The organism is Pedobacter cryotolerans (genome assembly GCF_005116475.1).
In the GTDB taxonomy this organism is placed as follows: domain Bacteria; phylum Bacteroidota; class Bacteroidia; order Sphingobacteriales; family Sphingobacteriaceae; genus Pedobacter; species Pedobacter cryotolerans.
Map to the genome: position 1 here is coordinate 21,836 of NZ_SWBO01000018.1, position 24,032 is coordinate 45,867.

23 protein-coding genes are annotated in these 24,032 nt (G+C 35.3%); 9 read left to right on the forward strand and 14 right to left on the reverse strand.

Annotated features, from left to right (window positions below):
- Window positions 1–168: 168 nt before the first annotated feature.
- A complete protein-coding gene (gene panB / locus FA045_RS18155) occupies window positions 169–984 on the reverse strand; it encodes a 3-methyl-2-oxobutanoate hydroxymethyltransferase (protein WP_136878504.1) in 816 nt (271 codons plus the stop codon).
- Window positions 985–1,327: 343 nt separating this feature from the next.
- Here panB and carA point away from each other — a divergent pair, with 343 nt between their 5' ends.
- The 8 genes from carA to FA045_RS18195 all read left to right on the forward strand — a co-directional run bounded on the left by carA (window position 1,328) and on the right by FA045_RS18195 (window position 9,065).
- Window positions 1,328–2,440 carry a glutamine-hydrolyzing carbamoyl-phosphate synthase small subunit gene (gene carA / locus FA045_RS18160; protein ID WP_136878505.1) on the forward strand — a complete coding sequence of 371 codons (1,113 nt, stop codon included), beginning with the start codon at window positions 1,328–1,330 and terminating at the stop codon, window positions 2,438–2,440.
- A 304-nt stretch (window positions 2,441–2,744) separates the two neighbouring features.
- Window positions 2,745–3,509: an ABC transporter ATP-binding protein gene (locus FA045_RS18165; RefSeq protein WP_136878506.1), complete on the forward strand. Its 765-nt coding sequence runs from the start codon at window positions 2,745–2,747 to the stop codon at window positions 3,507–3,509.
- Between the two features lie 63 nt (window positions 3,510–3,572).
- Window positions 3,573–4,712 (forward strand): ABC transporter permease, encoded by a 1,140-nt coding sequence (locus tag FA045_RS18170; protein ID WP_136878507.1) that lies wholly within the window; start codon window positions 3,573–3,575, stop codon window positions 4,710–4,712.
- 437 nt (window positions 4,713–5,149) lie between these two features.
- Complete coding sequence (locus FA045_RS18175) at window positions 5,150–5,707, forward strand: NADPH-dependent FMN reductase (RefSeq protein ID WP_136878508.1); 558 nt, start codon at window positions 5,150–5,152, stop codon at window positions 5,705–5,707.
- A gap of 70 nt (window positions 5,708–5,777) precedes the next feature.
- Complete coding sequence (gene aqpZ, locus FA045_RS18180) at window positions 5,778–6,461, forward strand: aquaporin Z (protein ID WP_136878509.1); 684 nt, start codon at window positions 5,778–5,780, stop codon at window positions 6,459–6,461.
- 207 nt (window positions 6,462–6,668) lie between these two features.
- On the forward strand, window positions 6,669–7,964 hold the full coding sequence (gene eno, locus FA045_RS18185) for a phosphopyruvate hydratase (RefSeq protein WP_136878510.1): 1,296 nt from the start codon (window positions 6,669–6,671) through the stop codon (window positions 7,962–7,964).
- 239 nt (window positions 7,965–8,203) lie between these two features.
- Window positions 8,204–8,503 (forward strand): FtsB family cell division protein, encoded by a 300-nt coding sequence (locus tag FA045_RS18190; RefSeq protein ID WP_136878511.1) that lies wholly within the window; start codon window positions 8,204–8,206, stop codon window positions 8,501–8,503.
- 58 nt (window positions 8,504–8,561) lie between these two features.
- Entirely contained in the window at window positions 8,562–9,065 is a 504-nt protein-coding gene (locus FA045_RS18195; protein ID WP_136878512.1) for a hypothetical protein, read from the forward strand.
- Here FA045_RS18195 and FA045_RS18200 read toward each other — a convergent pair whose 3' ends face one another.
- Window positions 9,066–9,677, reverse strand: a complete 612-nt coding sequence (locus tag FA045_RS18200) for a trimeric intracellular cation channel family protein (protein WP_136878513.1) — start codon at window positions 9,675–9,677, stop codon at window positions 9,066–9,068.
- A complete protein-coding gene (locus tag FA045_RS18205; RefSeq protein ID WP_136878514.1) occupies window positions 9,677–11,764 on the reverse strand; it encodes a hypothetical protein in 2,088 nt (695 codons plus the stop codon). Before FA045_RS18205 ends, FA045_RS18200 begins: the two co-directional genes overlap by 1 nt.
- 75 nt (window positions 11,765–11,839) lie before the next feature.
- Between FA045_RS18205 and FA045_RS18210 the strand changes: the two genes are divergently transcribed.
- A complete protein-coding gene (locus FA045_RS18210; protein ID WP_136878515.1) occupies window positions 11,840–12,574 on the forward strand; it encodes a L,D-transpeptidase family protein in 735 nt (244 codons plus the stop codon).
- Window positions 12,575–12,645: 71 nt separating this feature from the next.
- Here FA045_RS18210 and fabG read toward each other — a convergent pair whose 3' ends face one another.
- The 11 genes from fabG to FA045_RS18265 form a co-directional block, all read right to left on the reverse strand.
- Entirely contained in the window at window positions 12,646–13,389 is a 744-nt protein-coding gene (fabG, locus tag FA045_RS18215) for a 3-oxoacyl-[acyl-carrier-protein] reductase (RefSeq protein WP_136878516.1), read from the reverse strand.
- A 117-nt stretch (window positions 13,390–13,506) separates the two neighbouring features.
- Entirely contained in the window at window positions 13,507–13,806 is a 300-nt protein-coding gene (locus tag FA045_RS18220) for a GIY-YIG nuclease family protein (protein ID WP_225871383.1), read from the reverse strand.
- Between the two features lie 183 nt (window positions 13,807–13,989).
- Entirely contained in the window at window positions 13,990–15,063 is a 1,074-nt protein-coding gene (locus tag FA045_RS18225; protein WP_136878517.1) for an agmatine deiminase family protein, read from the reverse strand.
- Between the two features lie 101 nt (window positions 15,064–15,164).
- Entirely contained in the window at window positions 15,165–16,040 is an 876-nt protein-coding gene (locus FA045_RS18230) for a carbon-nitrogen hydrolase (protein WP_136878518.1), read from the reverse strand.
- Window positions 16,041–16,620: 580 nt separating this feature from the next.
- Window positions 16,621–16,839, reverse strand: coding sequence for a cysteine-rich CWC family protein (locus tag FA045_RS18235; protein WP_136878519.1), 219 nt, complete (start codon window positions 16,837–16,839; stop codon window positions 16,621–16,623).
- Window positions 16,840–17,048: 209 nt separating this feature from the next.
- On the reverse strand, window positions 17,049–19,433 hold the full coding sequence (locus FA045_RS18240) for a ribonucleoside-diphosphate reductase subunit alpha (RefSeq protein ID WP_136878520.1): 2,385 nt from the start codon (window positions 19,431–19,433) through the stop codon (window positions 17,049–17,051).
- Window positions 19,434–19,730: 297 nt separating this feature from the next.
- Window positions 19,731–20,702, reverse strand: coding sequence for a ribonucleoside-diphosphate reductase small subunit (locus tag FA045_RS18245; protein ID WP_136878521.1), 972 nt, complete (start codon window positions 20,700–20,702; stop codon window positions 19,731–19,733).
- 410 nt (window positions 20,703–21,112) lie between these two features.
- On the reverse strand, window positions 21,113–21,499 hold the full coding sequence (locus FA045_RS18250; RefSeq protein WP_136878522.1) for a septal ring lytic transglycosylase RlpA family protein: 387 nt from the start codon (window positions 21,497–21,499) through the stop codon (window positions 21,113–21,115).
- Window positions 21,500–21,895: 396 nt separating this feature from the next.
- Complete coding sequence (locus FA045_RS18255) at window positions 21,896–22,381, reverse strand: methionine-R-sulfoxide reductase (RefSeq protein ID WP_136878523.1); 486 nt, start codon at window positions 22,379–22,381, stop codon at window positions 21,896–21,898.
- Between the two features lie 264 nt (window positions 22,382–22,645).
- Window positions 22,646–23,518 (reverse strand): succinate--CoA ligase subunit alpha, encoded by an 873-nt coding sequence (sucD, locus tag FA045_RS18260; RefSeq protein WP_136878524.1) that lies wholly within the window; start codon window positions 23,516–23,518, stop codon window positions 22,646–22,648.
- Window positions 23,519–23,763: 245 nt separating this feature from the next.
- Window positions 23,764–24,032, reverse strand: a 269-nt coding sequence (locus FA045_RS18265; RefSeq protein ID WP_136877602.1) for a transposase, incomplete at its 5' end; no start/stop codon positions are given.

A 24,032-nucleotide genomic window follows, 5' to 3' on the forward strand; every position in this document is an offset into this window, starting at 1 on the left:
AGCTTTTGTTATTTAAACCCGATTGGAGTGTAAATCCTTTTTGTTGCATCATCCTTCGACAGGCTCAGGATGACATTGACAAAAAGATTGTAACGGAAAGCGGGGCTGATGTATCCGAGAAGCACTACTACTGCTTTTCAAATCAAGTCAAAACGCCCAACTCCCAACTTAATATTGTTCTTTCTCGTTCGGAAAATCTTTTGCTTTTACATCTTTAATATAAGATTGTGCAGCGCCTAAAATTCCTTCGTATAAATCTAAATATTGGCGTAAAAAGCGTGGTCTAAAACCTTTGGTTAAGCCAATCATATCATTAACAACTAAAACTTGTCCATCGCAATCTGGTCCGGCACCAATTCCTATTGTTGGTATATGTAAGCTTTCGCTCACTTCTTTGGCTAATTTAGCCGGAATTTTCTCTAACACAACTGCAAAACAACCTGCATCTTGTAAAGCTAAAATATCTGTTTTCAGCTTATTTGCTTCTTCCTCGTCTTTAGCTCTTACTGTATAGGTTCCAAATTTATAAATAGATTGTGGCGTTAAACCCAAATGCCCCATTACAGGTATGCCAGCAGTAATAATTCGCTGTATAGATTCAACAACCTCAACCCCACCTTCTAACTTTACACCATGAGCACCAGATTCTTTCATAATTCTGATTGCAGAATTTAAAGCTTCCTTAGAATTGCCTTGGTACGAACCGAAAGGCAAATCTACCACCACAAATGCTCTGGTAGCACCGCGAACAACGCCTTGTGCATGGTAAATCATTTGGTCTAAGGTAATTGGCAAAGTAGTTTCGTGACCAGCCATTACATTAGATGCAGAATCGCCTACCAATAAAACATCTAATCCGGCATCATCTAAAATGGTAGCCATCGAATAATCGTAAGCGGTTAACATGGCAATTTTTTCACCACGTTGTTTCATTTCTTGTAAAATGTGGGTAGTTATCCGCTTAATTTCTTTGTTTACAGACATGTTGTTTGTTTTGTATTGCAAAATTAGGTTTTATTATTGTAAACCAAACAAAGCCAACATAACAAAGATGAAAGATAAACACAGCTGTCGCAATTAAGATTTTACAAGTAAAGTTTTAATGTCCATGTGTATATCTCCATTTGCTATACTTTTTTAAAAAAAATCTTGAAAAAGCCGTTCAAAAAGCTACCTTTGTATCCTGAAATGAATGAGTTCAATCAGACTTCTTTTTTAGCTTACAAAAACGGCAAAACCGTTACGAAATTCCATTCTTTTATACCTCACCCCAACCCTCTCCTAAAGGAGAAGGAGTATTTTAAATTATATTCTTATTGTATTTCAAATGACTAACTACACAAAGTTACCCGCTATTTTGTTATTGGCCGATGGCACTGTTTTTTACGGTAAAGCTGCCGGAAAAATTGGTACAACAACTGGTGAAATTTGTTTTAATACTGGCATGACAGGCTATCAGGAGGTTTTCACAGACCCTTCTTATTTTGGTCAGATTATGGTAACCACCAATGCACACATTGGCAATTATGGTATGCATAAAGAAGAAATAGAATCGGGATCGATAAAAATTGCTGGTTTAGTTTGCAAAAACTATAATATTATTTACAGTAGAAAAGAAGCATCAGAATCTATTCAAGATAATTTCCAAAACGAAAATATTGTTGGCATTGCTGAAATCGATACCAGAGCATTGGTACGCCACATTAGAAATAAAGGTGCTATGAATGCCATTATTTCTTCAGAAATAACTGATTTACAAGAGTTAAAAAAGAAATTAGCTGATGTACCAGATATGGATGGCTTAGAACTTTCTTCTCATGTAAGTACTAACGAGCCATATTATTATGGTAATCCTGAAGCTAAATATAAAATTGCTGCTTTAGATTTGGGCATCAAGAAAAACATTTTGCGCAACTTTGATGATAGAGATATTTATGTAAAGGTTTACCCGGCTAAAACTACATTTGCCGAAATGAACGATTGGGGAGCTAATGGATATTTTATCTCTAACGGCCCTGGTGATCCTTCTGCTATGGGTTATGCTATCGACACAGTTAAATCTATTTTGGAGGCAGATAAGCCATTATTCGGAATTTGTTTAGGCCACCAATTATTGGCAGAAGCTAATGGAATTGGCACGATGAAAATGTTTAACGGTCACCGTGGTTTAAATCACCCTGTTAAAAACATCATAAAAAACCACTGCGAAGTAACTTCACAAAATCATGGTTTTGGTGTAATACCAGATGAGGTTAGAAAATCTGATAAAGTGGAAATTACCCACGTAAACTTAAATGATGATTCTATTGAAGGAATTAGAGTGAAAGGTAAAAAAGCTTTCTCGGTACAATACCATCCAGAGTCTTCTCCTGGCCCACATGATTCTCGTTACTTATTTGATGACTTTGTTGATTTAATTAAAGGCGATTTAGTTTGGTAGATAAAGGTTGAGGGTTGGAAGGCAGAAGGTTTAAGGCCTAAACTGCAAAAACCTAACATTATATAAAAAGGATGTTTGTTAAATGCAGACATCCTTTTTGGTTTGATTACATTTTTGCTCTTTGATCTTGAAAATCCTTTAATCCTGTAAATCCTGCTCCAGACAATTATCAACTCATCCCTATCAAACATCATTTTATCGACATTTTACTGCCAATTAGCTAAAATTCATCAACTATTCATATAAAGCTTCTTACTTTAGCATTATAGAAACAACCTCAGCTTAACGCTATCAAATAAAAATAATGGAAAAAAGAAATGCCATCATTAGTGTAAAAGATCTTGTAAAAAACTACGATGATTTTAAAGCAGTACAAGGTTTAACCTTTGATGTTTACGAAAATGAAATTTTTGGTTTATTAGGCCCCAATGGAGCTGGCAAAACAACTACCTTAGAAATTATAGAAACACTTCGTCAAAAAACATCAGGAGAAGTTATTGTTGATGGTTATTCAGTCGATAAAGACCCCAGTTCAATTAAACGAATTATTGGCGTTCAGTTACAAGCAGCTGGTTATTATCCAAACTTAAATTTAGTAGAACTTTTAGAACTGTTTTCGGGCTTGTACGGCGTAAATGTAAATCCGATGGATATGTTGGCCAAGGTTAACTTACAAGACAAAGCAAAAGCAAAATATAAAGCTTTATCTGGTGGACAAAAACAGCGTTTCTCTATAGCAACTACGCTAATCAATTCACCTAAAATTATTTTCTTAGATGAACCAACCACAGGTTTAGATCCGCAAGCCCGTAGAAACCTATGGGATTTAATTTCGGAAATCCGTAAGCAAGGTACAACAGTGGTAATTACAACACATTATATGGATGAAGCTGAGCAATTGTGCGATAGGGTAGCTTTTGTAGAAAGAGGACAAATTATTGCCCTAGATACACCAGATCAATTGATAGATAACTTGATAGCAAGTGGTTTTGAACGCAAAAAAGAGGTTAAAAAAGCAAATCTGGAGGATGTATTTATCAATCTAACCGGCCAAGAGTGGCGTGAATAAACCCCTAAATCCCCGCCGCGGCGGGGACTTCAAAATCAACTAATACCAAACAAAAAAAGCATTATGATTAATAACGATAGACCATCTAATCAAAATACTAGCTCCACTTTAGGGGTTGGGGGTTATAGTCACACAAAAGCCACCTTAGCATTAGCAAAAGCAAGTTTTCGCTCTATCATGCGCAGCCCATCGGCGGTGGTTTTTACCTTAGCCTTTCCATTAATTTTTATTTTAGTTTTTGGCTTTTTAGGAGGCGGCGGCACTAAACTAGATATTGCTTTAGCACCAGGTTCTGACATACAAAACCCTGTAGTTGTTGCTTTAGAAAAAACAGGCTTAGTTAGATTAACCAAAAACGACGACCAAAAAAACATTGATAGCAAGCTCGAAAAAGGCAATTACGATGCAGTTATTAAGGTAGAGAAAAACCCAAATGGTGTACCTGCTTATTTTACCAACGTAACTTATACCTCAGCTTCTTTAGATAAAGGCAATATTTTAAAATCTATTTTAAACGAAATCTCCTACAATTTAAACTCACAAAATTTAAAACCAACAGTTACAGAAATTAGAGCAAGTACCGTAACCGGACGTTTATATCGCACCATCGATTTTATTTTACCAGGTCAGTTAGGTTTCTCGTTGTTAAGCACTGGTGTTTTTGGTACTGCCTTTGTATTTTTTAGTCTGCGCCAAAACTTAGTCATCAAAAGATTTTTTGCTACACCTGTCAGAAGATCAAGTATCGTAATTGGCGAAGGTATTGCCCGTATCGGTTTCGCGTTGCTTGGTGCGCTATTCATCATTTTAATTGGTCATTTCTTTTTTCATTTTACGCTAATTCATGGCGCAATTACCGTAGCCAATATGCTCATTTTATCAACGCTTGGTGTGCTGGTTTTTATGGGGTTTGGTTTTGTGGTATCTGGTATTGCAAAAAGCGAAAGTACCATCCCTCCTATTTCTAACATCATCACTTTGCCGCAATTTTTACTCTCAGGTACATTTTTCTCTATAGATGCATTTCCAACTTGGTTGCAACCTATTAGCAGAGCCTTGCCTTTAACTTATTTAAATGATGCCATGCGTAAAGTTGCTTTTGAAGGTGCCGGACTTTGGGATGTAAAACAACAAATCTTCATTATGCTTATTTGGGGAATTGGAATTTACGCCGTTGCCGTAAAAACTTTTAAGTGGGAATAATTTAAGAATTTGAAGCGCAAGAACACTGCTTTTTACAAATTGTTTTCCTGTGTTTCGTTTGTACGCTTCGCTTCGTCGTTGCTCTCCTCGCTGCAGGGTACCACTTCACCCAGGGCTGTTTTTAAAGCCAATGCTATTAAAACCTGCCAAAAGCACAAAGCGTTAATCGCTAAACCCGGTGGCAGCGATATCCTTTCGCTTAAGTCCCCTTCGGGGATTTAGGGGAAACATTTAGCGTACAACGGGACTGCTGTTGCCATTATAACTGCTGTTGCTTTACATCATCTTTTAAAAACGGGGTTATTCTTATCCATTTGCGAGCAATAAAATCCCCAGCAACAATTAGTGCTCAATAGCTTTTTCGCAACACAATTAAACATTTTTTGTTATCATTACAACAATCAAATTTTAAAGTTAAAACCATAAACATTAAGCTTATGAAAAACATCTCAATTATTTCTTCAAGTGTAAGAAATGGCCGAAATAGTCACCGCGTAGCCCTTTATTTTAAGAATTACCTAGAAGAAAACGATATTGCTGATGTAAAAATCATCGATCTAAAAACACTCGATTTTCCGATTTTTGAAGAGCGCTTAAAATTCATTTCCGAACCTACCGAAGCTATGCTTTCCTTAGCAGACGACATCAAAAATGCTGATGGTATTATAGTTGTAACTCCCGAATACAATGGTGGATATCCGGCTAGTTTAAAAAATGTAATTGATTTATTGTATGCTGAGTGGAAACGCAAGCCAATTGGTATTGCCACTGTTTCTGCTGGTGCATTTGCAGGCTCGCAAGTAATTACTTCGCTACAATTTACCTTATGGAAAATTGGCGCTTTAGTAGTACCAGCTATGTTTCCTGTTGCAATGATTGATAAAACATTTGATGAAAATGGCAACCCAAGCGATAAGGAAGCAACAGATAAAAAAGCTAAAAGTTTTGTTGCTGAGCTCATTTGGTGGATAGAGGCTAAACAAAAGATGGAATAGACTAAAAGCTACCTTCATTTTAGTTTAGTTGAGCTACCGATAAACCTATCGAAAACTTAAACAAAATAAAATGAAAAAATTAGTAGCAGAATTTATTGGAACACTTTGGCTCGTACTTGGCGGCTGTGGGAGTGCAGTTTTAGCTTGTAATTATCCTGATGCGGGTATTGGCTTTATAGGTGTTTCTTTAGCCTTTGGTTTAACCGTTGTAACAATTGCTTATGCTTTTGGGCATATTTCTGGCGCACATTTAAACCCAGCGGTATCGGTTGGTGCTTGGGTAGCGGGGCGTTTAGAAACCAAAGATTTAGCACCTTACATTATCTCTCAAGTATTAGGAGGCGTTGCCGGAGCTGGTATTTTATATGTTATTGCAACTGGTAATGGCAGCAGCATTGGCGGTTTTGCAACCAATGGTTACGATGCATTATCGCCTGGCAAATATAGCATGTTAGCAGCTTTGGTAACCGAAGTGGTACTTACCTTTATCTTTTTATTGGTTATTTTAGGCTCAACAGATGAGCGTGCACCAAAGGGATTTGCAGGTTTAGCCATAGGTTTATGTTTAACTCTAATTCATTTAATTAGCATTCCGGTTACCAATACCTCGGTAAATCCAGCTCGTAGTACAAGTCAGGCACTTTTTGTAGGTGGCGATGCTGTTGGTCAACTATGGTTATTTTGGGTTGCGCCAATTGTAGGTGCAATTTTAGCAGGCATGGTTTATAAATTTTATTTCGACGCTAAAAACTAAAAATTAGCAACTTATATTAAACGCCATTTAGCTTAAAGTTAAATGGCGTTTTTTGTTTAATTAACTGATAATCTACATTTAAATTTAAAAAAAGATAAAAAAACAAGGGATGCGCATTAATATTTAAAAATTATTTTAACTTTGAAAAAGCCTTAACTAATTGTACTTTTTACACTAAGGCTAATTAATAATCAAAACCAAAATAAAATGAGTTTAATAATTGATGTCCATGCAAGACAAATCCTCGATTCGAGAGGTAATCCTACAATAGAAGTTGAAGTTATCACTGAGAATGGCCAAATGGGTCGTGCTGCCGTTCCGTCTGGAGCAAGTACTGGCCAACACGAGGCTGTAGAATTACGTGATGGCGACAAGAAAGTTTACATGGGTAAAGGCGTTTTGAAAGCCGTTGAAAATGTAAATACAGTTATTGCTAAAGCTTTGCAAGGTGTTGATGTTTTTGAACAAGTGTTGATCGATAAATTAATGATCGATTTAGATGGAACAGAAAACAAAGGAAAATTAGGTGCTAATGCAATTTTAGGTGTTTCTTTGGCAGTTGCTAAAGCTGCAGCAGCAGAAAGCAGACAACCTTTATACCGTTATGTTGGTGGTGTTAATGCCAATACTTTACCAATCCCGATGATGAATATCATTAACGGTGGTTCTCATTCTGATGCTCCTATTGCTTTTCAAGAATTTATGATTATGCCTGTTGGCGCTCCTTCTTTCTCTGAAGCTTTACGTTGGGGAACAGAGGTTTTCCATAACCTAAAAGCAATTTTACACGATAGAGGTTTATCTACAGCAGTAGGTGACGAAGGTGGTTTCGCTCCAACTTTTGATGGAACTGAAGACGCAATCGAAACCGTTTTAAAAGCGATTGAAAAAGCAGGTTACAAACCAGGTGCTGATATTTGTTTGGCTTTAGATTGCGCTGCATCTGAGTTTTATAAAGATGGCAAATATGATTATACTAAATTTGAAGGCGCAACTGGTGTTATTCGCTCAAGCGAAGAGCAAGCTCAATATTTAGCTGATCTTTCTGTTAAATACCCTATTATTTCTATTGAAGATGGTATGGATGAAAACGATTGGACTGGCTGGAAAAGTTTAACTGATAAAATTGGAGATAAAGTACAATTGGTTGGTGATGATTTATTTGTAACTAACGTAAAACGTTTACAAACAGGTATCGATACCCAAACTGCTAACTCTATTTTAATAAAAGTTAATCAAATTGGATCTTTAACTGAAACTATTAATGCAGTAAGTTTAGCTCAAAACTCTGGTTATACTTCGGTAATGAGCCACCGTTCTGGCGAAACTGAAGATACTACAATTGCTGATTTAGCTGTTGCATTAAACTGTGGTCAGATTAAAACTGGTTCGGCTTCTCGTTCTGATAGGATTGCAAAATACAATCAGTTATTACGTATTGAAGAAGAACTAGGTGAAGCAGCTCGTTTTATCGGCAAAAACTTTAAATACGCTAAAAAATAACCCCTAAATCCCCTAAAGGGGACTTCACCAAAATCCAAAAGCCCCTTTAGGGGTTTGGGGTGTTAATAAGTTAATAAACATATTTGCAAAACATCCGAAGATTTAAAACCTTCGGATGTTTTTATTTACATTTACGTCATTGCGAGGTACGAAGCAATCCTACAAAAATGTGTTTGTAAAAATTTTATTTAACGCTTTAAGATTGCTTCGTACCTCGCAATGAAGATTTTTAGAAAATTATGAAAAAATTACTTGAACTGATACGCAATAAATACTTTTTAACTGTTGTAGGTTTTGCAGTATGGATGATGTTTTTTGACAGAAACGATATGATATCTCAATATGAATATCGCTCGCAAGTAAACAAGCTACAACAAGAGAAAGACTTTTATACTAAAGAAATTGCTACAGTACAAAAAGACTTAAAGGAGTTAGATAGCAACTTAAACACCGTTGAAAAATTTGCTCGCGAGAAATATTTTATGAAGAGAGACAATGAAGATGTTTTTGTAATTGTAAATGGCGAACAAAAAAATTAATATTCAACTAAAAATTTATTTTAAGCTTCAGTTAGCATATATTAATCCTTAACATAAAATGAGAAAAGGACTACTATTTATCTTTTTAATTTTTATAGGTCTTAGCTCATTTTCTCAAGTTTTACCCAATTTCAAGCAGATTAAACTGAACAAACGAGTTCACTTTAAAGAAGCCGAACCAGCTGTAAATCTTACAATTGCTTATCTTTTTAATACTCCAATAGATAAAAAAAACAAAGCTAGAGCAGAGGCTGGGCAATTTTTATTAAAATGGATGAATGGTACACCAGATTACACTTTTTATTTAGAAGAGAAGGAAACAAGCTACTTTAATACCGATGCAGACTTGATGCTGATGTACATGGCAGGCTTAACAAAATTCAGCTTAGAAAATAGGGATCTTAAAGATCAAAAAATTAAGATACTCGGAGCACTTAATATTGTACTTCCCTATTTAAATAATCAAGAGGATAAAAAAACATGGGGCACCGATCTTTGGCAACTCAATGAGGCGCATCAAAAGAGCAAGTTGTCAACTTATTTATATCCTTCAAACAATTGATCAATAGCCAAACTTAGGTAAGGCTAATTTATATTTAACAACAACTATTCTTAGAGTAGTTATAAATGCAATCACCAATATTTTTGCAACATCTGCTTTTAGATTAAAATAAAGCAAAGCGAAGTATAAAATCCCACCTAAAATACAGGCGGTTGCATAAATCTCCTTCCTAAAAATCAGCGGAATTGTGTTTAACAAAGTATCTCTAATAATCCCTCCAAAACAACCAGTTATGGTACCTAAGGCTACACAAATACCTGGTTCTAAACCAAAAACAATGCCTTTCTGTACGCCTACTAAAGTAAATAAACCTAAACCGAGCGAATCGAAAAGAAATAGCGTTACCTTAAATTTTTTAATTTGGGTTTTAAAAAACATGGTTAACATAGAAGTAACTAAAATGAGTAAGCAGTAATTTACATTTCTCATCCATGCTACTGGTGTATCGCCTAACAACAAATCTCTAACCGTACCACCACCAATTGAAGTTACAAAAGCAATAATTAATACACCAAATGGATCTAAACGCTTCTGCATTGCCGCAAAAGTTCCAGAAATGGCAAAGGAAATAGTTCCTAATATTTCAATGGCATAAGTTGTTGTTATTTCCATTAGACTTCGCCGTTACGTTTTCTAAAAAACCATTCTGCAGTTAGCAATACTACTAAAAGCGCAAAAATCCATTGTAAACTTATCAATTCCTCATACTTTCTATCTTCGTAACTAATGGTTTTAGCTTGTCCACTTTTTTCAATTTCATAAGCTATGCTTAATAGATTAGCTGGCATTAGCATTTTGCCATTGCTTTGCTGCGCCATGGTGTTTAAAAGTTGATGATTTGCGGTTGTTTGCTGATATTCTGCAATTATTGCACTCACATAAAATGCGCCATTTGCTGAATACTCCTTATTACCCAAAACTGTTTTTGCAGCATACGTGTAATTACCTTGAGGTAAGTTACCAATAGTTAGACGATATGCTGTAGCTTGTTTAGAAAATGTGTAGTTAAATGTTTTACCACCCGCATATTTTAATTGCAATTTTACATCTGGCGTATTTACAGATTCGTAAGCATCATTATACAACGTTGCGTTTAAAATCACATCCTCGTTTTCATCATAGGTGCTCTTACTACTGTAAACCTTAAACTTTCTTTTATCGTCTTTTACAGAAAGATATTGTACTGTTTTGCTAATCAACTCATTAACCAAAGGGATATTTTGTTCGTTTTTTGCCTCTTCTAATTTCCACTTCCAAATCCCTTCACCTAATAAAAACCCTGTTTTTTTACTATTTTCATTTACAAAAAAGAGCATCGGATTTTGAGTATTTACCTTACCAATGCGTTGGTTAAGTACGGTAGTGTAATTGCCATTAATCCTAACATTACCAAATGGCATGAGCAAAGGATCATAATCGTTAAGTTGTTTTAAACTTTCTTCAGCTAAATTAAATGCCGTAAAGCTAGGCTCTGGGTATGCAAAAATTTCTTGCGTAGCGCTATTTCCTCCCCTACCTAAATTTAATATCTTTTGAACCTGATTTAAACTTGAAATATTAGTTTGTGCACCAACAATATACCATGTTGAAATATTTAAGTTGGTTAACTTAGTCATAAAAGTATTAGCAATACTTCCTTGATCTGGCAATTGATACAATATGGCTAAACTAAACAATTTAGGGTCTATAGTATTTAAATCTTCGGCCAATGCTAGCGTAACTTCGTAATTTTTGTTCTGCTCAATAGCTTGTTTAAAAGTGGCCAAATCTGGGTGTGGCACAGCTGATGCTAGTAAAACTTTCTGTTTACCATCAATTACTTCAATAAAAATAGTTTGCGTATTATTTTTTGTAGTGATTTCATTTTTAAGGGGCGAAATAGCAATGGTGTACTTTTGCACACCCACTTTAGTTGCTTTTAATTTTACCTCAACATCCTTTACAAAACTGCCTGCATCTATATTTAAATTCTGTTTTTTTATAATTATTCCATTTTCTGCTATGGTAAGTTGGGCAGTTTCTCCTTTACTTTCAAACGCTTGTATTTGTATATCTAACATAAACTCATTATCCAAATAAGCTAGGTTGTTATAATTGATATTTGCAATTAACACATCTCTTCGGGCAATGGTATCGCCCATGGCAATGGTATAAATTGGCACCTTAATTTTATTGAGTTCATATAAAGGATTTCCACCACGGTTAAAAATTCCATCACTTGCCATAATTACTGCACCAACATTTCGGTTTAGCAATTCATCATTTATTTTACTAACCAGTGCCGATGCATTACTCAGTTTTCCTTTACCAGAATAGTCTAACCCATCTTTTACACTATCGCTAAAACTATATGTTTTTACTTCATATTTTTCAGCAAGCTGATTGACCAAAGTATTTAAATCTTGCTGGTATTTTTGTTGATTAAAGCCGTTTGCGACAATCTCTTTAACAGAAATCGAATTATCATTTGCAATGACTATGATGGGCTTTTCTGGGTTATAACTTAATGTTTTAACAAGCGGAGCAAATATTAAATAGCCAATTAGCGTGACTACAAGAATTCTAAGCGCTGCTAAACTTAGCTTTAAATTTTTTGCTAAGCTTCTATTCGTGCCATACAACAACCAAGCATACGCACAACCCAATAAAAGGCAAGCTAAAAAAGTAAATATTGAAGTTGCTGAAAAAAAATTGCCCATAGCTTAAACGTAAAGATGCTAATTTTCTAAAAAATACATCGTAATTTGTTTATTAAATACCTAATTAACGTTGCAATGAAATATCTATATCTATTAAATCTATTTTTTATGGTTACCTCTTCATTTGCACAAAGCAATTTCAAACAAAATCAACTTAAATTTGAGCGGGTTAGCAATGCATTTAGCGAAAAAGGTAAAGCTTTACAAAAGGAATTAAACAAGGATGGCTTTACCAGCAATTACGAATTATTTATTGCCGCTTATAAAGCGGAAGGCAAAGTAGAAATTTGGTTAAAGGCCAATGGACAAAATCAGTTTAAACTATTTAAAACCTACGATTTTTGTGCACATTCTGGCAAGTTAGGGCCCAAGGTTATGGAAGGTGATTTACAAACACCAGAAGGTTTTTATAAAATTAATGTCTTTAATCCGATGAGTAAGTTCCATCTCTCTTTAGGGATTGATTACCCTAATGCATTAGACGAAGCTAGAACTGGCAAGAACAGAAAAATAGGTGGTGAAATTTACATACACGGAGATTGTGTAACGGTTGGTTGCATACCTTTAACTGATGATAAAATTAAGGAAGTTTACATTTTAGGAGTTGAGGCGATAAATTATGGTCAAAATCATATTCCTATTTACATTTTTCCTTTTAAAATGACTACAAAAAACATAGAGAAATATGCCGCAGAATATCCGCAGCATTTAAAATTTTGGCAAAATTTACAGCATGGTTATGCTTATTTCGAAAAGTATAAAACCTTGCCTGTAATTACCCATGTTAAGGGGAGTTATGTGGTAAAATAAGCCCCACCTAAATCCTCCCCAAAGGGGAGGACTTGCAAATTCATAATCCCCCTTTGGGGGTTAGGGGGATTTTACAGCATTCCGCCGCAAACAGATAAAGTTTGTCCGGTTACGTAAGCGCTCATGTCTGAAGCTAAGAACACGCAAACATTTGCAATATCTTCAGTTTCGCCAGCACGTTTTAATGGAATATCTTTTTCCCAGCCTGCAACAACTGCAGGGTCTAATACTTCGGTCATTTCTGTACGGATAAAGCCTGGAGCAACTACATTTGCACGGATGTTACGTGAGCCTAATTCTTTAGCAACCGATTTGGTAAAACCGATGATACCAGCTTTAGAAGCTGCATAATTTGCCTGACCAGCATTACCTGTAACACCAACAATAGAACTCATATTAATGAATACGCCTTTACGAGCTTTCATCATTATTTTAGAAGCAGCTTTGGTTACATTAAAAATAGATTTTAGGTTAACGTTCATCACATCATCCCAGTTCTCTTCGCTCATGCGCATTAACAAACCATCCTTGGTAATACCAGCATTGTTTACTACAATATCAATTGTTCCAAATTCTGCTACAATATCATTAATCAATTTTTCTGCTTCATCAAATTTTGAAGCATCAGAACGATAACCCTTTACTTTTGTACCAAAGCTTTGTAATTCTTGTTCTAAAGCTTCTCCTTTTTCTACCGATGACAGATAAGTAAAAGCTACGTTAGCACCTTGTTCTGCAAATTTTTCGGCTATTTTGCGACCTATTCCTTTTGATGCACCAGTAATTAGTGCTGTTTTTCCTTCTAGTAATTTCATTTTTTATACGTTTTGTCAGTCTGAGCTTGTCGAAGACTTGAAGCTAAGTTTATAAAATAATGCTGCCCTTCGACAAGCTTAGGGTGACATTCTTGGTTTTTTTAATTATCAAAGTTATTATTTCTTTTTAAGGTTAGATAATCTTTTTATCTCGTTCCAATCTTCATTAAAAAGTGCTTCCTTCTTTTTTCTACTCCAACCCTTTACCTGTTTTTCAAATTCTATTGCGTGTTCAATATAATCAAATCTTTGCCAATATCTTAAAGTTAATGGCCTTCTAAAATATTTATAAGATAGTGGATCGTCTCCATTTTCATGCTGTAATAATCTTACCTCTAGATCATTTGTAACTCCAGTATAATAGCTTTTATCAGAACATTCTAAAATGTAAACGAAGTAGTTGTGAATAGTTGCCATTTATTAATTTTGGCATTAAGTTAATAAACTTTGTCATCCTGAGCCTGGCGAAGGACATCTTTTTATTAATTTATCTACTGCTCGTCCTTCGACAAGCTCAGGATGACAATCGATTAAAAATTGTTATTTTCCTAATAATTTATTAATCCTTCAACAAGCTCAGGATGACATGAATCATAAAAACTATACCGCTGGTTCCTGCTGGCTCAAGCAATGAAAACTGCCTAAACCCCAAATAATATCAACAGAATTGATACCCACAACTGGTCTATCAGGAAAACACCCTTGAATAATGTCTAAAGCTTTTTGATCATTCACATCGTTAAAAATTGGCACAATAACCGCCGCATTAGCAATATAAAAGTTTGCATAAGACGCTGGTAAACGCGTATCTTCAAAAATAACTGGAGATGGCATTGGTAATTTCACAATGTTTAATGGTCTACCATCTGGCAAGGTCATTTTCTTTAATGCATCATAGTTTTCTTGCAGCAACAAATGATTTTCATCTAACGGATTACTTTCTAAAACCGTTAAAACGGTATCTTCATTTACAAAACGAGTAATATCATCAATATGACCATCAGTATCATCGCCAACAATGCCATCTCCTACCCATAAAATTTGTTCGGCACCGTAAAACTCTTTTAAATAAGTTTCAATCTGCTCTTTATTTAAATGCGGATTTCTGTTTTCGTTTAATAAACAAGCCGTGCTGGTTAAAATTGTTCCCGCTCCGTTAAATTCTACCGAACCACCTTCCATTACAATGTCTGGCGTAAACAAAGGCAAATTAAAATGTTTTGCTATTTTAGTCGGTATTACATCATCTAAATCGTAAGGTGGATATTTTCCTCCCCAAGCATTGTAACCCCAATCAACCACTGCTTTTTCATTTCCTTTAACTACAAAAGCAGGCCCATGATCGCGGCACCAAGCATCGTTACTTTCGTTAAAGTAAAATTCAATTTGGTTCAAATCAGCGTTTACTTTTTCTAATTCAGAAACTGCAAAAGCTTTCATTGCTCCATCCTTTACATTAATGCGCACTTTTTCGCCTGTAGCCACAATTTTAATAAACTCACAATAGGGTTTATAGATTGTTTCTAATTTACCTGGCCAACTTGCCTCTTTATGTGGCCAACTTAACCAAGTGGCTTCGTGTTTAGCCCATTCGGCTGGGAATTGAAAACCCTGCTTTTTTGGTGAATTTGCAAATTCTGGTTGCTCTGAAGTATTTATAACTGTAATTGACATTGTGTTTTTTTATAGAGATCCTTCGACAAGCTCAGGATGACAGTATTTAAGGAATTCCGCTTTAGTCTTTAGTCTTTTCTCCGCCTGCGGCGGATCAAAGCCTAATCCCCATCCAAATATCTCTTTGTAATTGGCTGATAAGAATCAATTCTTCTATCTCTTAAAAAAGGCCAGTGTTTACGGATATAATCACTTTGTTTTAAGTCAATATCCACTACTTCGGTTTCTTCTTGATCGTGAGATGCCAAGTACAATAATTTACCTTGTGCATTGGTTGCGAAACTACCTCCCCAAAATTTCATTCTTCCTTCTTGCTCAAAACCAACACGGTTTACGCTAATTACAGGTAAGCCATTGGCAACCGAATGCGAACGTTGTATCGTTTGCCAAGCATTGTATTGATCTTGGTTGGTTTCTTCATCTTGCGTAGTATCCCAGCCAATTGCTGTTGGATAAAACATAATATCAGCACCCATTAAAGCTGTAATTCTCGAAGCTTCTGGATACCATTGATCCCAACAAATTAAAATACCAATGGTGGCAAACTTGGTTTTAAACACTTTATAACCTAAATCGCCTGGCGTAAAATAGAATTTTTCATAATAAGCCGGGTCATCTGGAATATGCATTTTACGATATTTGCCCAAATAACTTCCGTCCGCATCTAAAACTGCTGTAGTATTGTGGTATAAACCTTCGGCACGCTTCTCAAATAAAGATGCAATAATTACCACACCTAATTCTTTGGCAACATCTTGCAAAGCATCTGTACTCGGACCAGGAATTTTCTCTGCTAAATCGAAGTTGTCATAATCCTCCACATCGCAAAAATATAGCGAAGTAAACAACTCTTGCAAACACACAATTTGTGCACCTTTTGCTGCTGCCGCTCTTACTTGTGTAATTGCTTTATCTAAATTTTCTTGTTTATCCTTAGTACAAGTCATTTGCACCAAGCCAACTTTTACTTTGCTCATATCTTAAAAATGATTGAATGATTGAATTAGAGAATAATTGAATTGAGTAGTCGCCAAAATTCAATCTTTCAAAATTCTATCATTCATAATTGGATGGCAAAGTTAGGCAAAAAGGTGGAAGGTTGAAAGGATAAAGACCAAAGTGAAGGAAGAGGATTTGAAAAGCAAATACAGTGATTAAGATTAATGTTAGTCTGGCTATTCGTTACAATCTTTTTTGTTATCGTCCTTTCGAACCGCAGGGAGAAATCTGTTTTGTCCGTACCACAAACTTACAGATACCTCAATCGTTCCTCATTTCGGTATGACGAGTATGATAAAAAAACAAAAAAGTATTTCCACTACTATCCAGTTTATTAAACTTGGGTTTGTACTACTATGAGGGGTTGCAATTTGCCAAGACCTACAACCGTAATAAATTAAACCCGATTGGATGAAAGCCACATTTTTTATGGGGCTGTAAGTAAAGCGGGACTGAAATTGCGATGGAAAACTTACGGCCATTTTCAGAAAAACAATGCTAGTTTAATTAAAAAACTGGCGAAGTCTTGCGACGCATTGGCTTTGGAGACTTCGTAAGCTAAACTAACGTATCTCGATATTCTTGCTGTAACTCGAACAAACATTTAGCGCATAAACAGCCATCATAAAGTTCAGAGATATGCTGAACTTCGTTAATGCTGAGCTGAACAACACTACATTGGCATTTGGCATAAGAGTTTGCCTTGCACTCAATAGCGGTTCCACAACGTTCGCAGGGAATGATTTCGTGTTTGCTATGGTTTGAATGTGATGACATATTTTTTTAGTCAATGGTTAATAGTTGAGAGCCTCTGTTATCCAAACTATTGACCATTAGCTATGGACTATCTTTCACAAAAATAGCAACAAAAAATAAGGTTCTGAACTTTATGTCCAGAACCTTACATTAAATATATATTTTGTCATTCCGAGGAACGAGGAATCTCATTTTTGAGATTCTTCACTGCGTTCAGAATGACAAATAGACTACCCAGAACAGCTAATGCAACCTTCTTCCATTGAACAAGTTGGTCCGTCTACAATTTCTTCTGCAACTTGATCTTGTGTCATTTCTGCCGGAATTACAGCTTCAATTGCTTTACCACCTTGATTTTCTACTGTGAATTTAACCGCTTGAGAAGCCGCTTGTGTACGTAAGTAGTACATACCAGTTTTCAATCCTTTTTTCCAAGCGTAGAAGTGCATTGAAGTTAGTTTTGAAGTATTTGGCGCATTGATAAATAAGTTTAACGATTGAGATTGGCAAATGTATGCACCTCTATCAGCAGACATGTCGATGATGTTTTTCATCTTGATCTCCCAAACTGTTTTGTACAATTCTTTGATATAATCTGGAATTTCAGCAATGTCTTGGATCGATCCGTTTGCTAAAATAATTCTGTCTTTCATTTGTGGTGTCCACAAACCTAGGGCAACTAAATCTTTTAATAAGTGTTTGTTTACTACCACAAACTCTCCACTTAATACTCTACGAGTGTAGATGTTTGAAGTATATGGCTCGAAACACTCATTGTTTCCTAAAATTTGAGAAGTAGAAGCAGTTGGCATTGGTGCAACCAATAATGAGTTGTACACACCAGTTTTCATTACGCGTTTACGTAAAGCACTCCAATCCCAACGGTTACTATCTGGTGTTACATTCCATAAATCGAACTGGAATTTACCTTTAGATAGTGGCGAACCTTTAAACGTTTCGTAAGGTCCATTTTGAACTGCTAAATCAGCCGAAGCTGTCATACCAGCAAAATAAATGGTTTCGAAAATTTCTTTGTTCAATTGTTTAGCAGCATCGCTCTCGAATGGTAAACGCAATAAAATAAATGCATCTGCCAAACCTTGTACACCTAAACCAACCGGGCGGTGGCGGAAGTTAGAGTTTTGTGCTTCGATTACTGGGTAATAATTGTAATCGATAATTTTATTCAAGTTCAAAGTAGCTTGGTAAGTTACTTCGTATAATTTTTGGTGATCGAACTCGCCATTAATTACAAAACGAGGTAAAGCCAATGAAGCTAAGTTACAAACCGCAACTTCGTCTTTAGAAGTATATTCGATAATCTCTGTACATAAGTTAGAAGACTTAATTGTACCTAAATTTTGTTGATTAGATTTGCTGTTTGCTGCATCTTTGTACAACAAATAAGGCGTACCAGTTTCAATTTGCGAATCTAAAATAGCAAACCAAAGTTCTTGTGCTTTAATTGTTTTACGAGCTCTTCCTTCTCTTTCGTAACGTGTATATAGTTCGTTAAATTCTTCGCTATGGCAATCAGCTAAACCCGGCGCTTCATCTGGCGAGAATAAACTCCAATCGCCATTTTCTTCAACACGTTGCATAAATAAATCGCAAACCCAAAGTGCATAGAATAAATCACGAGCACGCATCTCTTCTTTACCGTGGTTCTTACGTAAATCTAAGAAAGCGAAAATATCGGCATGCCATGGCTCTAAATAAATAGCAAAAGCACCTTTACGTTTACCTCCACCTTGATCTACGTAACGAGCAGTATCGTTAAACACTTTTAGCATTGGCACAATACCATTACTTGTGCCGTTTGTACCGCCAATGTAAGCTCCCGTAGCACGAATGTTGTGGATACTTAAACCAATACCACCAGCACTTTGTGAAATTTTAGCAGTTTGCTTTAAGGTATCGTAAATTCCTTCGATACTGTCATCTTGCATGGTTAACAAGAAACACGATGACATTTGAGGTTTTGGCGTTGCAGCGTTAAACAAGGTTGGTGTAGCGTGTGTAAACCAACGCTCGCTCATTAAGTTATATGTTTTTATAGCACTATCGATATCACCTTTGTGAATACCAACAGAAACACGCATAAACAAATGTTGCGGACGCTCTACAATTACACCATTAACTTTTAGTAAGTAAGATTTCTCTAATGTTTTAAAACCAAAATAATCGAAGCCAAAATCTCTATCATAAATAATTGTACTATCTAAAATGTCGGCATTGTCTTTTATAACTTGCCAAACATCTTCTGCAATTAACGATGATGGTTTTTCTGTTTTTGGGTCAACGTAAGTGTACAACATTTCCATCGTTTTTGAGAACGACTTTAATGTATTTTTATGCAAGTTAGATACCGCAATACGAGAGGCTAACAAAGCATAATCTGGATGTTTTGTAGTTAAAGAGGCTGCCGTTTCTGCTGCAAGATTATCAAGTTCTGAGGTTGTAACGCCATCAAACAAACCCTCAATTACCTTTTTGGCAACATCTATTGGATCTACTAATTCGGCATTAAAACCATAACACAACTTCTCGATACGAGCTGTTATCTTATCAAACTTTACCACTTCTTGGCGGCCATCTCTTTTTATTACAAACATATTTTAATCAGATTTTAGATTTGAGATGTGAGATTTGAGACAAATCAAACATGTTAAATCTTGTAATTCAATAATTATTTTTTATGGTTAAAACAGCTCCCTAACCTTCTGTTTTAGCCTATTATATTCTTCTTTTTAATTTTGAATGAGTGAGTTTTGAATGAATGAATACCTGCTAATTCTATCATTTCTAACCTTAGTATTTAATTTTGAATGAGTGAATTTTGAATGAGTGAATATTTGCAACCTGTCAAATTCTATCATTCAATCCTTCTATCATTCAATGATTTTACCTTTCTAAAAGTCTTCATCCAAAGAAAAAGCTTGCGCTTTATCTTCTGTAGAAGTCAAAACTCCACTTTTTTGGTAATCTCCAACTCTTTTTTCGAAGAAATTGGTTTTTCCTTGCAGCGAAATCATCTCCATAAAATCAAATGGGTTACTAGCTCCATATATTTTTGTATAACCTAATTCTCCAACCCATCTATCGGCTACAAACTCTATGTATTGTTGCATTAATTTTGCATTCATACCAATCAGGTTCACTGGTAAAGCATCCGTTACAAATTCTTTTTCAATTTCTACCGCATCGCGAATAATACCATGAACTTGCTCTTCTGATAGTTTATTCTCCAACATGCTATAAAGTAAACAAGCAAATTCGCAGTGCATACCTTCATCTCTTGAAATCAGCTCATTACTAAACGTTAAACCTGGCATTAACCCACGTTTTTTTAACCAAAAAATTGAGCAGAAACTACCGCTAAAGAAAATACCTTCTACCGCAGCAAAAGCAACCAAACGCTCAGCAAAATTCCCATTATCTATCCAACGCAAAGCCCATTCTGCTTTTCTTTTTACTGCCGGAACAGTATCAATAGCATGAAACAATCTGTCTTTTTCTTCTGGATCTTTGATGTAAGTATCAATTAACAAAGCGTAAGTTTCTGCATGTATGTTTTCCATCATAATTTGGAAACCATAAAAACAACGAGCTTCTGGTAACTGTACCTCACTCATAAAATTTACAGCTAAGTTTTCGTTTACAATACCATCGCTAGCAGAAAAGAAAGCTAAAATATGAGAAATGAAATGACGCTCACCACTATTTAAGTTATCCCAATGTTTTTGGTCATCAGACAAATCAATTTCTTCTGCTGTCCAAAAACTTGCTTCACTCTTTTTGTACATCTCCCAAATTTCTGGATACTTAATTGGCAAAAGCACAAATCTGTCTTTGTTTTCTCTTAATAATAACTCGTTCTCCATTAGCTCAAAATTTATAACGTTTAGAAATTGCTTTAATACTTACTTCAAACAGAAGTAAACCTTTACTCTTAATAGTTCTATAAAAATATAACCGCCAACAAAAACCTATTTAGTTTTCAGAATTATAAAAACGTTGAAAATTTCACCGCTTTTAATCAACTAAATATTAAGTACTTAAATAATATTTGGAGTGGTTTCTTTTAAAGAACTTTGTTTAACAAATATAGAAGTTGAGCGATTTTTTGCGCTTTAAAGTTGTTAACATGTTGTTGGGAGAAGCCTGTTTTTCAATCAGATTTTTGTCAGAAACAACTCAATAAAAAGCTAATTATTTCTTTTTAAGCACTTAGTAAAATAAAACGAGTGTTAATAATTTTAAAAAATGTGTTGTAACAGCAAATATTTTGAGATTATTTTGGTCGAGCGTAACTGATCTCTACCTTGGCATAACCCAACCTGTAAATACCTAAGGCTTTGGCTGCTGACTGTGATAAGTCTAACGAAAATTTCTTACTATGCGGACCTCGGTCGTTAACTTTTACCGTAACAGTTTTTCCAGAAACTAAATTTCTAACGGTAACCATAGTACCAAAAGGAAGTTTAAGGTGAGCGGCAGTAAATTTAGCTGCTCGGTATCTTTCGCCACTTGCGGTTTTTCTGCCTTCAAACTTTTTAGCGTAGTAGGTAGTGAAGATTGTTTTTACTACCGTATCAGGTTGTTTAGTTAAGTTTTCTTGTGCTATAGCTACAGAAAACCCAAAACCTAAAAAAAGTAAAATTGTTAACTTTATCCTCATATTATTTAGTAAGCGGATGGCAAATATACAAATTCCTTTTTTATTGAGAATTTGGTGAAATATTGTAGACGAATGAGTTTGATTTAGAAATCTGCAGGCTGTATCAAGATTGATATTAAAGATTGATTGGAAGAATAAAATTTTGTTCGATCGTCATTCCCGTGAAAACGGGAATCGTAATGCTATAGGAGGTTAATTCTTATCTCCCGTTAAACGCATTACGATGCCCAGTCAAGCTGAGCATGACGAAACTTCCAAAGATAACTCTTCTAAATTTTTAATCCTGAAATTCATCTGTTTAGCATCAAAGACCCTGAAATAAATTTAGGGTAAAGAAATACAAAAAAAATGCCTTAACTTTCGCTAAGGCATTCCAAAATCAAATTAATTGATTATTTATTTTTTTGTAGCTGGCACAAATGTCATTGAAATTGAGTTTACACAGTGACGCGTATTTTTAGCTGTTAAACCTTCTCCCACAAAAACGTGACCTAAGTGGGCATCGCATTTTGCACAAACAATCTCAGTTCTACTTCCATCTGCATCTCTGTGTTTTTTAACCGCACCTTTAATTTCATCATCAAAAGCTGGCCATCCACAATGTGCATCAAATTTGGTATCCGATTCGTAAAGTGGTGCATTACAACGTTTACAAATGTAAGTTCCTTTTTCAAAAAACTTATCGTATTTACCTGTACCTGCCCACTCAGTTCCTTTGCGAACTATTACATCTTCTTCTTCTTTGGTTAATTTATTGTATTCCATTTTTTTGGTCGTTTTTGAAGTGGTTTCTTTCTCTTGTTTTTTCTGTGCACATGCAACTAAACCTGTAGAAATCAACAGGCAAAGTGCCAAAAATGTTTTATTGATCATCGTTTTCATATCTCGTGTGTTTTGTAAGTAATATACGTTTTGTCGTTCGTTTTAGATTTTACTTACAAACAAAACAAATATAATTAATACCTGGTTAATCATTTTCATTTAAGCGTAAAGGTTTTGGTTAAGAAGGTTCATAGTTGATAGACCATGGAATGAACTAGACTATGAACCATCAGCTATTAACTATCACCCATCTCAAACCTCTTCTAAACAAAAAAAGCGCTTCACAAAAATGCGAAACGCTCTTAAAATATATTTGGTTAAAAATTACTTTTTCAATAAAGTAGCCATTGCAGCACCAATCTCAGCTGGGCTTTCAACAACAGTAATACCACACTCAGCCATAATTTTCATTTTAGCCGCAGCAGTATCATCAGCACCACCAACAATTGCACCAGCATGGCCCATTCTACGTCCCGGAGGCGCTGTTTGACCAGCAATGAAACCAACAACTGGTTTAGTACCATTTTCTTTAATCCACAAAGCAGCTTCAGCTTCCATACCACCACCAATTTCACCAATCATGATGATACCTTCAGTTTCTGGATCGTTCATTAACAACTCAACCGCTTCTTTAGTCGTTGTTCCAATAATCGGATCACCACCAATACCAATTGCAGTAGTAATACCTAAACCAGCTTTAACAACTTGGTCTACCGCCTCGTAAGTTAAAGTACCAGATTTAGAAACAACACCAACTGTACCTTTTTTAAAGATAAAACCTGGCATAATACCAATTTTAGCTTCATCAGCAGTAATAACACCTGGGCAATTTGGACCGATTAAACGGCAATCTCTTCCTTTTAGGTAAGATTTTACAGCAATCATGTCTTTAGTTGGAATACCTTCAGTAATACAAACAATTACTTTAATACCGCCTTCGGCAGCTTCCATAATTGCATCTGCAGCAAATGCAGGAGGTACAAATATAATAGATACATTAGCGCCAGCTTTATCAACCGCATCTTTAACTGTATTAAATACAGGTTTATCTAAATGTGTCTGACCGCCTTTACCAGGTGTTACCCCGCCAACAACGTTTGTACCGTAAGCTATCATTTGCTCAGCATGGTAAGTACCTTCGTTACCAGTAAAACCCTGAACAATTACTTTTGAATCTTTATTTACTAAAACACTCATTATATCTATTTTTTTGTTGCAAACTTAAGCTAATTGAAATAGATTGTCAAATACAAAAGGCATATAATTGTATAATTTGTGTTAGTAAAAGCAAAATGGAAGATGGAAGATGGAAAATGGAACCGATATGCTTTTAATTATTTTGAAAAACAGTGGTAGTAATTCTTCGGTAAATGTAGTCCCGCCATTGCTTCGGTATTTGTGCTTCGACAAGCTCAGCATGATTGTTATGATATATACAAGTATTATGCTGCCATTTTATAATTATTTTTGAAAGGCGTTTGATTTTTTACCACAGCTGCTACCCTAAGCACTATTTTATTTCGAACAGCATTTAGAACTGCCATGCTATGCTTGCCTTCATCCTTTTTTCTGTTGTAATAATTTTTGATTTCTGGATTGTATTGGATAGCAGATAATGCACATAGATGCAACAGTCTTTTTAGTTCCTTGTTGGCCATTCTATGAACCCTGGTTTTGCCTTTAATACTGATGCCACTACTATGTTCAAATG